Raw genomic sequence first — 13,477 nt, forward strand, 5'->3', positions numbered from 1 at the left:
AGCTAGTGCTGACCACCGGAGGCGAAAGTTAGAACTTATTTTATTGCAAATTAGTTATCGCTATTCAAGGCCCAACGAATACTTAGATGAATCAATAAAAAAACACCTCCAAATGATTTACAACAATCACTTGGAGGCCCCTATTCACCGTCGTTCTTTTTTGACAATGCGATACCCAATCAAACCAATCACTAACACTAATCCCGCCCTCAATAACCAGCCGATACTCCACCAAGTTACTAATAACTTGAGCAATACTTCCCAATTAGCCATTGTCATTGTGGCTGTTCCGCTAATACGGCTAGGTGCGCCAGTTCTTGATGGAATGCGTGCTTCGCGATTGGCGCTAATAGCGGTACCGGTAACCAGCTAGGTGATGTCGTTAGGTAAAATGCTTCTTGAATAAGTGTCTGCCCCTCCTGCGTTTTCAGCGTAAACACCACACGATAGTCGACCCGACCATCATAACTCTGATACGTAACCTGGTCATCAGTTGTAGATACGTGCAATCGTTCCTGCGAATTTAGTGCTGCATCCGTCCGTTCTACCAAATAATCATCCGCCACGGCCGTAACTCTTGTGACCTCCGTAGCCCACAATGGTAACTTGGTTGGCGCTAATAGTACCTTGCGCACTGCTGCTTGGTCCGCTTGCGTGACGACCTCGTTAGTAAATAATGCTGCTGTCATCTTGTAACCTCCCTAACACGTTCCACAGACGCTACCGTCAAACTCAGTGACCAACCACACTTTATAGTTTATTTGACAGTTAACTTTTACGTTAGCAGATACGTTCTCTAGTTGATGGTTACAATGTACACGTTCAGCACGCCTAACAATAATCAGAATACTGATCGCTGCTGATTACTATAGTTGCTCATTGATCTGCTCGTGAAAGAGGTCTGTGAGCATTTTTTGTCGTTGACTGGCATCGGCGGCTGCCTCTGATTGGCCCGCGTCCTGTGCAAGTTGTGCCATTAACCGGTAATAATTCGCCAACATGTAATGCGAATCGTGAGCCGTCACAAACGCCATCCCAGTTGTTAAGCGCTGAAACGCCACTGTTGAATCTCCCTGCCGATACGCCACCAGTCCGGCCAGATAAAAGATAATATTAAGATTAGACTCGTAATTAGCCGTCTCAATGTCAGCCAATGACTGGCTCACCAGTGTTGCAACGCTAGCTAGATGTCGTAATTTCACTTTAATCAATGCTAAGGAGATCAAAGCTAAGCGCGTCAAGGTACTTGGCGCTGTCTGTGGCATTGCCAAATCTACGGCCAGTTGCATGTGTCGCTGAGCCTCATCGACACTCAAATCAACATTCAGTTCAGCCACACCCAGATAATAATAGTAAGCCTGCGTCTGTTCATCCGTCTCAACACTTGCTAACGTTTCATCCATCAACAGGAAATCTTTCAATGCTTGATACTGATGTGCATTGCACAGTTGTTGGATTCGCTGATTGAAGTGATTGTCCGTGCTAATATCAAAATTATCTGCCAAACTCAGCGTACTAACCGCAATCCCCAAGCGTTGACAGAGCGCTAGTAACAACCGTGCATTCGGAACATAGCGCTCGTTTTCGATAGCTGATAGCATCGACTGCGCGCAGATTCCAGTGGCAACTTGCCGCTGACTGAGATGCTGTTCAAGCCTAGTTTGTTTTAATGTCTGTCCAAGTGCCATGTGCTCATCCCCTTAGTTATTAATGAGTGTACCAAGCCTAATGACGATAGCAACCAAAAAACACCGCCTTACTCAGTTACTAACTGAATAAGACGGTGTCTATAATTTAATTAATTAACATTTTTTTCGCGTACTTGGTACCAGATGATTCCGGCAGCCCCAAAGACGATTGGGCCGACTAACATCCAGACCGTATTTTGAATCTGGCCGGTTTCCAAGATTGGTTGGATCAACGTAAAGACGTTGGCACCCAACACGACAATGAAAACAACCCAGCTGATAATTCTAGTCCAAGTCAATGACTTGTAAACTTCAAACGGTTTAATAATATTCTTGTTTGCTTTGAATTTAGGGAAAGCATAGAGCAAGAACAAGTATGGTAACGTCATTGAAACGTTGGCCATCAACGTTAAAACGTTATAGAAAGCAGAAGCGTTAGCGGTAGCGAATGACGCTACCAAGATAATCACGATGACGATCACACATTGAATCATCATGGCATAACTAGGCATTCCTGCCTTATTAAGCTTCGTGAACTTCTTTGGCCACAATTCCTTAGGCGTTCCCAAGATCAACGTCTTCAATGGTGAATACGTCAACGTGAAGAAGGCCCCACTATAAGCTAAGAACATCCCTAGACCAGTGTAACGTGCAAACCAGAGACCCATTGTTGTAGCGGCCGCTGTGCTCAATCCCATCGACTGACCTAAAACGTAACCTAAGTTCTGCATCATAACGTAGCTGATGTTCCCCATGTTGGTCGTAGGGTTCGATAAGACTGCCTGCCAGTTCGTGCTAATGCCCCAGCAGAAAATTCCTAAAGCATAGCCAATCGTAATCACAACGGCTGAAATCATAATGGCGCGTGGGAAAGTCTTTTCAGGATTCTTCGTCTTATCGACCATCCCACCAAGTACTTCCAGACCACCGTAAGCAAAGATTGCAAACACCGCGAAACCTAATAGTCCGACTGGATGTTGATAACTAGGATTTGGTGAAGACATCACGTGGTTGTAATGGCTGTGCAAATTGGCCGTGGTTCAAGGCCAGAATGACACCAGAAACAACTAAAAGAATGGCCGTTAAACTCGTTACAGCTATCCCACCAAGACTCGTGATCCGTACGATACTCTTCATCCCTTTGATTGAGACAAAGGTCACTAAGACCATCCATAGGCATGAGAGAATCCCGATAACTTGAGTCGCGTTCAATCCAAACATCGCAAATTTTTGCGTTTGGTCACTCCCAAAGAACATCGTGGTGAATGGAATCCAAACTTTGGCTGACGTTGAAACTAACCAAATAATATAAGATGCAAACCACATAAAGGTACCGACAAACGCAAACTTTGCGTTGACACTGACCTCTAACCATTTGTACATCCCACTACTATCCGACGACTTAATTGCGGCCCCGTATTCCGCCATCATTAACGCAAACGGGATAAAGAATAGTACTGCGGCGGCTAAATAAAACAGGATTGAACTGTATCCCATCAAGTAGTAGGCGACCGTACTATTGGCAAAACCGAAAACCGTGGTGAAAATCATCATGACTAGAGCTACTAGCGTGATTTTCGCATTATCATTTTCTGGCATGATTGCACTCCCTTACTCCTATTTTTGATAAAAATTATGGTTAAACTTTTTCCAATTCTAAGATTACCGTAAGATTGCAATAAACCGCTTTAGTTTTCCTAACAATATTATGATTTTTCTATGTGACGATTGCTCGTTTTATTCATTTAATTAATTATTCAAACATTCTCCAGTAACGTCATTAAAAATCTACTTAATCTCAAAGTAACCTCGCGTTAACATTATTGCAACATTACACGTGTATGCTACAGCAATAGGGTTATGAATTTAAACAAATCGGGGTTATACATAATTATGAAGAATTTTAAGTTAAAATCAGTCTTATTACTGATGCTCTTTGGTTGTGCCATTGGCTTATTCACCAATATTGCTACTAACTTAGTCTCACTCAACACGAACACTGTTGAAGCTGCCACTAGACGCTTATCGCAAGCTCAACAAATCGCTCAAGTTAACGCTAAACTATCCAGCAGCAATAAGAATGCTAAGAACTGGATTGCCTACCGTGAATCTGGCTATAGCTATACAGCACGCAACGGTAAATGTTACGGTCGTTACCAGTTATTGAAGTCATACTTACACGGCGATCTATCACCAGTCAATCAAGAAAAGCGTGCTAACACGTATGTTTCTAGCCGTTACGGCTCATGGGTTAAAGCCAAACAGTTCTGGCAACGGCACCACTGGTATTAAAATTACATCAGCAACGTATTAATAAAAGAAACCACCTCAGAAAATTGATTCTGAGGTGATTTCTTTTGTTCTAGATTATGATCTGATTTTTAAAAACAATTAACTCAAATATAGTCAGTATTTATAGTTAAAGCGTTCCCCGTAGCTTAGCTGAATACCCCGATAGCAATTGCCAAACCACCAAACAAGAACAAAACGCCTAAGACAAAACTACTCCACACGGCTAATAACGCAAAACTAGAAGTTTCCGCATTTCCATGTGTCTGCAACTGATGCAAGTATCTCCGACTTGCCCACAGTTGGTAGCCTCCTAATCCAGCGACAACCATTCCAATCACGATTTGCCAAATAATAGTATTCATTAGCAATCCGCCCCCTTATTATGTCTCACATTATACGCCTAAAATTAAAACTATAAGTGTTTTCTACTGGGCAGAAAATTAATCATTAATTCGTATCAAAATCGTTCTTATTAATACTCAAATTGCGCTTCATGTGCCTTAAACCTTGATATGCAGTAATCAGCAATACCACTATCCAACCAATAACTGAAATCACAATACCCAGTTTGGTCACTAGTCTAGGCTGATAGCTCAATTGAATTTGATTTTTTCCGGCTTTAACGGGTACGATCAACGTCCCCAATCTGGTCTTTTTAATACTATTAGTCGCTACCTTACGACCATTTATTCTAATTTTGGTACTTCCATAAGCAAATACTGGTACTTCTTTCTTTTTCTGATTGGTCCGATTATTCCATGTTACCTGGAGAATACCATTAGGCTTGACGGTGTGTTGATAATTAAATTTATTTTTAATAATTAATTCATTGTATAAGTCGTAGTACGAGACCTTAGTTGAATAATTTGAAACCGGAATATAATCTGGTGTAGTTCGATCGACACTCCGAATCAGATCGCCTAAATGTCTAGTATGAAAAGTCGGTTGAAGATCTGTAAAGCTTTTCAATTGCTTACCCTGGTACGTTTTAGGATGGACATTGGCAGGACTGGTATTCAATCCATTAGCAACCGTCGTTTTGGGATTGTTATCGAATTGAACCTTACCAGTCAAAGATATAGCTAATGACATAACGGCTGCTACGGCCATCATAGCACTTGCAAAACCAATCACTTTGGTAGAAATACCACTATCAGTTTTTCTCAGTGCAATATCAGTAAGTACCAGCAGACAACCCAAAGTTAAGAAGACCATTCCAGAAATTGTAAAACGAAATGGTAGTTGCAAATAATATTGCAAAATCGGGAAATGATTTTCTATAACTTGCCAAGGAATTAAATTAGTACCCAAGATAATATAAACTAAGGCTGAAATATAAAGAACCTTCGCAAAGGTAGAAATGTTTTTCCAAAACCACAATAATCCTGCTAATCCTAGATAGAAAATAATTGAAATAACCGGAACACTTAATGACTCACCGTGGCCGACAAATGGGACAACCACGTTAGCAACACCCGCAACCAAATGTAACGGAACTGGTGGCACCATATAGCTATTCGCATTAATATCCAAATACGGCAAAACTATGTTTAAACTAAGGAGTAATGCTACTATAATTGCTACTATCAAATACCCCAAGCTTCGCCATTTATAACTAGATTTAATCAGTCCATACACAAAAAATGGAATTAATATTGGTAACGATAGCGCCACCGTCAGGATTTGCACTTGAGCAATCAGTCCCACGATTACGCCTAACGATAGCATTGATTTGAGTGACCAATCACCTTCATAAAAGTCGATCATCGGACCAACCAACAACGGTATCAAAGCTGCAGCCATTGACCGCCAGTTGGTACTATAAATAAACCCAACAATGGAGAATGATGTCATATAAATGATTCCAGCAGATACCGATATTTTAAAGTTTAATTTCAAGCGCTGTGCAGCGTGATAAGTCGTCACTCCCGCAACAAGCATTACCAACACACACGAAACAATCTGGAATCTCATCCAGTTGCCCGCAAGTAATAAAACACCACCAAAAAGATAAGCTAACAAAGGACTATACACTTGGTTAACAATTCTTCCTGTTTGCTGAAATGAATATAAATTTAAAAAGCTAAAATTATGATGTCTAAGCTGCATTGCAGCTTCATAGATCCGGTTGTACTGAAAATAACCATCGACCCCTAAGATAGCCGTTCTATTTAAAAGTAATGGTGAAACCACAATCAATGTTGCGAGTAATATGATCCCCCATGCTCGCACCGTTCTGTTAACTTTCATAAAGCTGATCCCCTCTTATTTTCTTCCAGTTGATAAACTGACTTCTCCAAGAACAACTTATCTATTATACAAAATTTTCAAGCTTTCTTCATTAACTTCATGGCGTAATTTAACCCCACGAACTGAACTAACTTCTTTTCCATCAAAAAAGTCTGACTTTTAAGCCAGACTTTTACTATTATTCTTATTTACCTGGTTGATAATCTTCATCGATAATCAGGACAGGTTTGATCGTCTTACCACTACCAGAATCGGCGTTGGCTTCATTAATTTCATCAAACTTGTAGAATTTTTCGGTCTTTTCAAATGGGAACATGCCATGTTGATAGAAGTCGATTAAACGAGGAATATCAACACCTGGAATTGAATCACCCATGTTGACCCCGATGACCCGTTTGTCATCAACACAGAGGTCGTTCCACGAACTGATGGTGATGTTCTTAGACGTTACGGCAATCAAAGCGGCCGTCCCACCTTGAGCTAAGGCGTTAATTGCAGAGATCATTACGGGTTCAACACCGGTAGTATCAACGGTGAAGTCAACCCCATAACCATGTGTTAAACGTTTGATAGCTTCAACAGGATCTTCTTCCTTACTGTTGATTGCGTGGGTTGCGCCTAATTCCTTAGCCAATTCCAAACGAGAATCAACAATATCCACGGCGATAACTTCAGTACAGCCAGAAATCTTACCAGCCATCATTGCAGCCAAACCAACTGCACCAGTACCGAAGACAGCAATCGTTTGGCCTGGACGTGGTTGTAAGCTGTTCAAGACAGTCCCACTACCAGTCACATAACCACAGCCTAGTGGTCCTAAGCGACGCAAGTCAAGGTCTTTAGGGACCTTAACGGCGTTGCGTTGGTCAACAACGGTATGGGTTGTGAATGATGATTGGTCAAACATGTCACTGATATGTTGACCATTTTCTTGGAAATGATCAGAGCCGTCTGGACGAGTCCCACTTAAGTTGTAATCGCCGTAATTCCGGCACTTAGTTGGCATCCCCTTCAAACAGTTGTCACAAGTCCCATCCGCATAGAATGACAAGATAACGTGATCGCCAACTTCAAAGTTAGTTACTTCTGAGCCAACTTCTTCAACGATCCCAGAACCTTCATGACCTAAGATAACTGGGTAACCAAGTGATGCGTCACCTTTTCGAATAGCTTCATCAGAGTGACAGATTCCACTTGCAACCATCTTAATCTGTAAGTCGGTTGGTGTCATTGCTGCCAATTCAATATCATCTTTAATGACAAATGGATCGTTAACCTTATCTACAACTGCTGCTTTAATTTTCATCATGAATGCCTCGCTTTATCAAGTATGTAAAACGCTTACATTTCATATTGTTACATACTACACAAATTGCTTCAAGCTAACTAAAAAACACCTTCATACGCTTATAAACACTTACATACCAACGATAATACGTTTTTAACCTGTGAATGTGATACTAAAGTCCTGTAAATATGTTTGATAAATCAGCGTTTTTTTCATTAACTTGTGACTTTTACACTAGCAGTAGCACATTATCGACTAGTAATATCCTCATTTTAAGTTGTGAGCACCTACAAAAAAAGCAAACCGGCCCACGCCATCGGTTTGCTTACTTCTGATCTTATTAATGCTTCACAACTAATTCAGCAATGAAGCGTCCCTCTTCAATCTGATAGTTAACCTGCAATTGTGTCGTCGTTAACTGTTCGATACTGCTCAATCCATAACCAAGATGCCCCGGCTTAGTTGTAAAGCGACTTTTTTTGATTGCTGCTAGATCAATCGTTTCTTGAGCTGGCACTTGATTCACGATAGTAAAAACCGCTGTTTGCACGTCATAATTGCTGATTGTTACTGCCACTCGTTGATCAGAACGAGCCGCTGCATCAATCGCATTGTCCAATAGATTCCCTAAAATACGTACGACCTTGATCTGCGGAATGTCCGTCAACCGGACAGCTTCTAAGATGGTGACACTCAACTGAACATGTTGCTGCTTTGCCGCTTCGTATTTTGCATAGATCATCCCGCTCACTGTCGGCATATCTAGGCGACTGAGTCCAATTAGTTCAGTCTGTCGATTCAACTGCTCGCTTGCCGGTAGGACTTCATCTTCAAAGTATTGTTTAAGACCAGGCATATCGCTATTTTGAATAAAAGCTGCCATGCTAAGTAGGACGTTTTGATAGTCATGTTTGAATAGATGTAAGTCCTGATTATGCTGACTTAACAGTTCATTATAGTTAGACACTTCTAATAATAACTGCGCATCGTTAAGGTGACTATTTTTATTATTAATTAAATAAACACCAATAATACCAAACGTTATGCTAGCCACAATTGCCATATAAGCTTGACCGTTAATCGACCACTCCATGGCAAAAACGTACGCCAGCACATAGATGCCGAAAAATAATAAAACTAATAGATAGTCACTCAAATCAACCCGGGCACGCTGCAGAAAGTCCGCAGCTGCCACTCGAACTAGCCACCGGTGAGCAGCCATCCCCAGTAAGATAACAATCGGTAACGTCACGATCACTGCAATAAAAAGATTCAGGTCTGCCGTAGCATGTAGTCCCACGGCTTGCCGCAATAGCATTGGTGACGTGGACTTAACCATTAGCTTTGCTAGCACGCCGACTAATGCCCCCAACAAACGCTTAATCGCATTTAAAAAGATAACTACCGGCAACATCAATAGCCACTTGGTATAGAGCAATCGTGAGCTCATCAGCGTATTGATAATCAGTAACGGTATAATCCAGAAAAAGACTAACGGGACTTGGGGCCACTGCACGGTTGCCGCGTTAGCAATAATCGCTTCCAGCACAATCAACGCTACCCAGACAGCACTCAACCGCCAAGTAACGTATTCACGAAAACCAATCAGTAAAAATAGCATTTCATAGCCGCCAGAAATCAGCGACAATCCAAACATCACTGCTGCCACCTCATCACCCCCATTTAGACAGATACTGCATGTTTGTTAATTGAACTTACAATCACTTTGCACTAACCGTTTGTTTCTATTACTCTCTCTATTATACATTGTAGTCATCATCCGGTTCACCGAGAAATTTGAGCCCTTACAAGTTTTTTTGTATTTAATACTAATTATTTCATAGAAAATAAAAACTGAACTAACCACTCCCAACGGGAATAACTCGTCCAGTTTAACTGTTATTCAATTCGGTAACGCAAAATCGTTTTTAATCGTTCTGGGGCAACTCGGCGCGCATCTGATAAGTAAATTTCACGATGAATTTTAGACGATCGTCGTTTACCCTGTTCAGCGACTAATTCGTCAATCTTCGCAAAGCTCGCAGGTTCATCATCATAAGATCCAACGTGCAGAATTTGTCCGACCTGCATTGATTCGAAATGTTTGATTTCAATCCGATCAGTAGGAACTTGTTTCTTTTGTTGAACCGCTGCCAGTGCTGGTTCAATCAGCTCGATCGGCACAAAATCTGGCACCCGAATCATGATGTCATAGCTGAATTCATCCTTATCAAGATGATCTAATTGCTGGCCCTTAGCAGTCAGCGACCAGACCCCTTCCAATGGAAAGACCACATAATCATCGAACGCAACCATTTGTTCCTTAACGGACTGGCGATAAGTGTTTTTGATGCCATAAGCTGCTGGATAAAGCGTCTGCAGTTTTTCTTGAAATGCTGACCCATTAGGATTGCCCACACCATGCAACGAGATGAACGTTTGGGCCGGAATCGTTAAGATCTGCGGTTGCTTCTTCAACGAGTAGGTCGTTTGCTCTTGTTTACGCCATTCATATTTCATGTCGGTGTTCTCCATTCGCTATTTAATACACTTATTATAGCATCGCTTAACTGGGACTACCTACCCATTCGAAATCTAGGCTAAATGGTTGTAACTGTAAATAAATAAAAGGCCAGCGACTTTCTAGTCAGCTGTCCCTTAATTTGTATCATCCTATAAATCATCCCGGTGCAACAGCGAGATAGTCTCTCCTTCTTCACGCCGCCGGTCAATATTCTCTTCACCCCAGACACAGAGTTCGTGTAAAACGCCCGAAAGACTGCGACCATAGTCCGTCAATCCATACTCAACTCGTGGTGGTACTTGTTGATAAACTTTGCGTGCCACAATGTCAGCAGCTTCCAGTTCACGTAATTGTTGCACGAGCATCTTTTGTGAAATCTGTGGAATTGCACGTTCAAGCTCGCTGGTCCGCATCGTTTTCAATCGTAAATGGCAGAGAATAATTGACTTCCATTTACCCCCGATAATCTCCATCGTGGCCTCAACGCCGATATGATAAGTTTTTGTTGGCATTCAAAACGCCCTCCTATTCAACACTTACTTTTTGGTGTGTATAGCACTTTAAAGTCGGTACTTGTCTAATAGTTCCTTGCTAGTATAATCATTATTTATCATATTAGCAACTACAGGAGGATTATTATGACAAAGAAATTTTCACCCACATGGACACTCTTCGCGTTAGCGATCAGTGCCTTCGCAATCGGTTCTACGGAATTTATCAGTGTTGGTTTAATGCCGCTTCTAGTCGACAGTTTCCACATTAACTTGGCACAGGCTGGCTTAACCGTTTCAATCTACGCTATCGGGATTATGTTTGGCGCTCCCGTCATGACCCTACTAACCGGTCGGCTCAATCGACACCGTTTGATGATGTTGATCATGGGACTCTTCATTCTCGGTAACTTACTCGCAGCGTTAGCACCCACTTTCGGCGTCTTACTCGTTGGTCGCATTATTGCAGCATTGGCTCACGGGATCTTCATGACGGTTGCTTCCGTTATCGCAGCGGACGTCGTTGCCCCAGCTAAACGGGCATCCGCCATCGCCATCATGTTCACCGGCCTGACGGTTGCGACCGTTACCGGGGTCCCTTTGGGCACTATGATTGGACAATTAGGCGGATGGCGCTGGTCATTCATCTTCATCAGTATTATTGGTGTCTTAGGCTTATTGGCCGATTATTGGTTGATTCCTCGTAACTTACCGTTGCCTGCCAAAGCAACCGTTCGCGGCATTGGTCGCATTTTAACTAACCCTCAATTGTTATTAGCCTTACTCGTAACGGCCCTTGGTTACGGCGGTACTTTTGTGGCTTACACTTATTTATCACCACTATTGGAACAACGGATGCACTGGTCAGCTAGTGCCGTCGTTATCATCCTCGTTGTTTACGGTTTGATGGTTGCACTCGGCAATACCCTTGGTGGTCGTTGGGCAAACGCCAAACCTTTGACTGCCCTATTCAAAATGTTTACCGGTCTATTAGTAGCACTATTGATTCTAAGCATGACGAGTAGTAGCCACTGGTTAGGACTGCTCACTGTTCTATTAATGGGCGTCTTCGCCTTCATGAACGTTCCCGGATTGCAACTCTACATTGTTCAATTAGCTGAAGAAAACACCCCTCAAGACATTACGATGGCTTCAGCTTTAAACATCGCGGCCTTTAATGTTGGGATCGCCCTCGGTTCTGGAATTGGTGGTCAAGTGACTACCCACTTAGGGCTAGGCTGGACGCCACTATTTGGTGCTGGCATGGTCGCCATCAGTCTTGTATTATTACTCGGCTTAATCTGGTTAGCACGGCCAGCTAAGGCGCCCCTTCGTAATTGCACCGAAAGCTAAACGACTAAAATAGCATCATAAAAAGCGGTAAGCCGTGTCACGTAAAAATGATGCTACTTACCGTTTTTTGATTGCATTAATTAATGTTGGGCTGCTTGAACCAGTTTCTTTTGGAATTGACCAGCCATGCAGATCAATCCTAATAGTAGTGCCAAAACGCCACTGACAACAAACGCGTTGAGCCCCATCCCATCACCCATTTTAGTTAGTGGGTTAACGACCAATAGACTAACAACTCCACCGATTGAATAAATAGCAACGTACACACCTAGCGCCATCGAAACGCTATTCTTGCCAACTGCAATTGAGATTAAATATGGGAATTGCCCCATTGCAATACTCATCGCAGCACCGACAACAAAACTGCCGATAAAAGCCAGCACTAATGAGTGACCAAATCCAATCAAGAGATACGACAAACCGTATAGAATAAAGGCAATTGTAATGGAAGAATACTTGAACCACTTACCGATTAAACCGACTATTAGTCCACATAGCATCCCACCAATCAGCGAGATGGTTGACGTCAGTGCAGCATGCGAAGTTGCACCGAGTTTTTCTTCAACTACGAATAATGAAATATTGTTATTGAGCACGTTATTCAGCAGATTATTGACTGTACTGATTAAATAATCACACAGCCACGCTAGCGCGGCGACAATAAGAAATGACTAGCAATACCTACTTGTCGAAGTTGCTCACTAAACGCTAACTGAAAGGCTTGGGCCCCAACTTCGCCAAAATGATGATCAATCGTTGGTAGATTGATGGCTTCACCGGACATTTGATGTTCCTGACCAACCAGATAAGGTGGCGTCACACCTGCTCGTTGGTAAGCTTGTCGCACCCCAATTGCAATGTCATCTCCATTGGTTAAAATCGCATCTACAGTTGGTTGGAGCTGTATAAAGTAGTCACCCGCCCGCTGGCCATCTTGTGGCGTTGTCACTCCCGTAAAGATATTTGCTGCCGACAGCTCATGTCCAAAGACCGTAGTATAAGCTTGGACCATCGCTTGAGTGGTTGCACTCACTTCAAGTGGGCGGCTAGCTAAAACACCAATTTGACTGGCGCCTCGTTCTTGTAAATGTTGAAACACCTGTACATAGCTTGCTTGCCGTTCCGCATATGCGGCAGGTAACTGCGTCTCATGCGAATTTTCGCAAATAACGATCGTCCCATATTGCTGGTAGTGTACCAATTCAGATAATGGCAATCCGTGTGAGGTGAAAATTAACGCATCATACGCTTTTTGCCGTAGGTCTTCTAAGTAACGCCGCTCTATGTTTGCATCGTACATTGAAGGTAATAGTACCACGTGGTAATTTTCTTTAAAGGCCGCTCTCATAATTCCATGTACCAGTTGCGTAAAGTACGGATGATCCGAGTGCGGTAAGACCACACCAACATTTTGCGTCCGCCCCCGACTGAGATCACGGGCGACCGCATTTGGCACATAGTCTAACTGATCAATGACTTTTTGAATTGCCAACTGGGTTGCCGGTGAAACATAATTTTTCCGATTGATTACGCGCGAAACCATCGACACTGAATAGCCGGAGATGCGTGCAATATCACGAATATTAGTCAT

13 protein-coding genes and 1 pseudogene are annotated in these 13,477 nt (G+C 42.5%); 2 read left to right on the top strand and 12 right to left on the bottom strand.

The window, feature by feature from the left end; genetic code table 11:
* Positions 1-144: 144 nt before the first annotated feature.
* The 4 genes and pseudogenes from ACG95_RS14925 to yjeM all read right to left on the bottom strand — a co-directional run bounded on the left by ACG95_RS14925 (position 145) and on the right by yjeM (position 3,287).
* A complete protein-coding gene (locus tag ACG95_RS14925; RefSeq protein WP_272946178.1) occupies positions 145-279 on the bottom strand; it encodes a hypothetical protein in 135 nt (44 codons plus the stop codon).
* The gene (locus ACG95_RS11670; RefSeq protein WP_048000691.1) at positions 276-689 is read right to left on the bottom strand and encodes a hypothetical protein; all 414 of its coding nucleotides are present in this window, start codon (positions 687-689) and stop codon (positions 276-278) included. The genes ACG95_RS14925 and ACG95_RS11670 overlap by 4 nt, the downstream gene beginning before the upstream one ends.
* A gap of 177 nt (positions 690-866) precedes the next feature.
* Positions 867-1,688 carry a helix-turn-helix domain-containing protein gene (locus ACG95_RS11675; RefSeq protein WP_048000692.1) on the bottom strand — a complete coding sequence of 274 codons (822 nt, stop codon included), beginning with the start codon at positions 1,686-1,688 and terminating at the stop codon, positions 867-869.
* Positions 1,689-1,798: 110 nt separating this feature from the next.
* Positions 1,799-3,287 (bottom strand): annotated as a pseudogene (yjeM, locus tag ACG95_RS11680) (glutamate/gamma-aminobutyrate family transporter YjeM).
* Positions 3,288-3,581: 294 nt separating this feature from the next.
* On the opposite strand from yjeM, the gene ACG95_RS11685 reads away from it, so the two are divergent.
* Positions 3,582-3,980 carry an aggregation-promoting factor C-terminal-like domain-containing protein gene (locus ACG95_RS11685; RefSeq protein ID WP_048000693.1) on the top strand — a complete coding sequence of 133 codons (399 nt, stop codon included), beginning with the start codon at positions 3,582-3,584 and terminating at the stop codon, positions 3,978-3,980.
* Positions 3,981-4,126: 146 nt separating this feature from the next.
* Here the strand turns inward: ACG95_RS11685 and ACG95_RS11690 are convergent, their stop codons facing one another.
* The 6 genes from ACG95_RS11690 to ACG95_RS11715 all read right to left on the bottom strand — a co-directional run bounded on the left by ACG95_RS11690 (position 4,127) and on the right by ACG95_RS11715 (position 10,554).
* Positions 4,127-4,342, bottom strand: coding sequence for a hypothetical protein (locus ACG95_RS11690; protein WP_048000694.1), 216 nt, complete (start codon positions 4,340-4,342; stop codon positions 4,127-4,129).
* A gap of 85 nt (positions 4,343-4,427) precedes the next feature.
* Positions 4,428-6,230: a hypothetical protein gene (locus ACG95_RS11695; protein ID WP_048000695.1), complete on the bottom strand. Its 1,803-nt coding sequence runs from the start codon at positions 6,228-6,230 to the stop codon at positions 4,428-4,430.
* A gap of 184 nt (positions 6,231-6,414) precedes the next feature.
* Positions 6,415-7,536, bottom strand: coding sequence for an NAD(P)-dependent alcohol dehydrogenase (locus ACG95_RS11700; RefSeq protein ID WP_048000696.1), 1,122 nt, complete (start codon positions 7,534-7,536; stop codon positions 6,415-6,417).
* Between the two features lie 322 nt (positions 7,537-7,858).
* On the bottom strand, positions 7,859-9,187 hold the full coding sequence (locus ACG95_RS11705) for a sensor histidine kinase (RefSeq protein ID WP_237756511.1): 1,329 nt from the start codon (positions 9,185-9,187) through the stop codon (positions 7,859-7,861).
* Between the two features lie 230 nt (positions 9,188-9,417).
* Entirely contained in the window at positions 9,418-10,038 is a 621-nt protein-coding gene (locus ACG95_RS11710; RefSeq protein WP_048000697.1) for a GyrI-like domain-containing protein, read from the bottom strand.
* 153 nt (positions 10,039-10,191) lie between these two features.
* Positions 10,192-10,554, bottom strand: coding sequence for a winged helix-turn-helix transcriptional regulator (locus ACG95_RS11715; RefSeq protein ID WP_048000698.1), 363 nt, complete (start codon positions 10,552-10,554; stop codon positions 10,192-10,194).
* Positions 10,555-10,680: 126 nt separating this feature from the next.
* On the opposite strand from ACG95_RS11715, the gene ACG95_RS11720 reads away from it, so the two are divergent.
* On the top strand, positions 10,681-11,886 hold the full coding sequence (locus ACG95_RS11720) for an MFS transporter (RefSeq protein WP_048000699.1): 1,206 nt from the start codon (positions 10,681-10,683) through the stop codon (positions 11,884-11,886).
* An 80-nt stretch (positions 11,887-11,966) separates the two neighbouring features.
* On the opposite strand, the gene ACG95_RS11725 is transcribed toward ACG95_RS11720, so the two are convergent.
* The gene (locus tag ACG95_RS11725; protein ID WP_237756512.1) at positions 11,967-12,482 is read right to left on the bottom strand and encodes an MFS transporter; all 516 of its coding nucleotides are present in this window, start codon (positions 12,480-12,482) and stop codon (positions 11,967-11,969) included.
* Positions 12,483-12,532: 50 nt separating this feature from the next.
* A complete protein-coding gene (locus ACG95_RS11730) occupies positions 12,533-13,477 on the bottom strand; it encodes a LacI family DNA-binding transcriptional regulator (RefSeq protein ID WP_048000701.1) in 945 nt (314 codons plus the stop codon).

Source organism: Lactiplantibacillus herbarum, from assembly GCF_001039045.1.
GTDB classification, from domain to species: Bacteria; Bacillota; Bacilli; order Lactobacillales; family Lactobacillaceae; genus Lactiplantibacillus; species Lactiplantibacillus herbarum.

What these genes read in the sequence shown, in the direction of transcription:
- ACG95_RS14925 (WP_272946178.1), bottom strand. Translation starts at nt 279, where the DNA reads ATGACAATGGCTAATTGGGAAGTATTGCTCAAGTTATTAGTAACTTGG.
- ACG95_RS11670 (WP_048000691.1), bottom strand. Translation starts at nt 689, where the DNA reads ATGACAGCAGCATTATTTACTAACGAGGTCGTCACGCAAGCGGACCAA.
- ACG95_RS11675 (WP_048000692.1), bottom strand. Translation starts at nt 1,688, where the DNA reads ATGGCACTTGGACAGACATTAAAACAAACTAGGCTTGAACAGCATCTC.
- ACG95_RS11685 (WP_048000693.1), top strand. Translation starts at nt 3,582, where the DNA reads ATGAAGAATTTTAAGTTAAAATCAGTCTTATTACTGATGCTCTTTGGT.
- ACG95_RS11690 (WP_048000694.1), bottom strand. Translation starts at nt 4,342, where the DNA reads ATGAATACTATTATTTGGCAAATCGTGATTGGAATGGTTGTCGCTGGA.
- ACG95_RS11695 (WP_048000695.1), bottom strand. Translation starts at nt 6,230, where the DNA reads ATGAAAGTTAACAGAACGGTGCGAGCATGGGGGATCATATTACTCGCA.
- ACG95_RS11700 (WP_048000696.1), bottom strand. Translation starts at nt 7,536, where the DNA reads ATGAAAATTAAAGCAGCAGTTGTAGATAAGGTTAACGATCCATTTGTC.
- ACG95_RS11710 (WP_048000697.1), bottom strand. Translation starts at nt 10,038, where the DNA reads ATGAAATATGAATGGCGTAAACAAGAGCAAACGACCTACTCGTTGAAG.
- ACG95_RS11715 (WP_048000698.1), bottom strand. Translation starts at nt 10,554, where the DNA reads ATGCCAACAAAAACTTATCATATCGGCGTTGAGGCCACGATGGAGATT.
- ACG95_RS11720 (WP_048000699.1), top strand. Translation starts at nt 10,681, where the DNA reads ATGACAAAGAAATTTTCACCCACATGGACACTCTTCGCGTTAGCGATC.
- ACG95_RS11730 (WP_048000701.1), bottom strand. Translation starts at nt 13,477, where the DNA reads ATGACTAATATTCGTGATATTGCACGCATCTCCGGCTATTCAGTGTCG.